The following is a 232-nucleotide window of genomic DNA, read 5'->3' on the forward strand; positions in this document are numbered from 1 at the left end:
CCGCAAGTTGTCTCTGCATTCGGATTGAGGATGACGAATTGATAACCTTGCAGGCTTTCGGTTTAGTCGATTTCCGCACCAACCAGATATTGGTAGCTCATAGGGTCAACCAAGAACGTCAGGCCGTTTTTCTGGATTTCAAAATCGTCGTCGGTTTTGATTTCTTCCAATGGCAAACCATAAGTGAAGCCGGAGCAACCGCCGCCGTTGTCGGATACGCGCCATTTCAAAG

The 232-nt window shown here is 48.3% G+C and carries 1 pseudogene; it reads right to left on the minus strand.

Features of this window, described 5'->3' with window-relative positions:
* Positions 1–232, minus strand: a pseudogene (locus ACTHS8_RS10955) (iron-sulfur cluster assembly accessory protein); the annotation flags it as partial.

The sequence above is a fragment of the Neisseria sp. P0016.S008 genome (assembly GCF_051957775.1).
Lineage (GTDB): Bacteria > Pseudomonadota > Gammaproteobacteria > Burkholderiales > Neisseriaceae > Neisseria > Neisseria flavescens_B.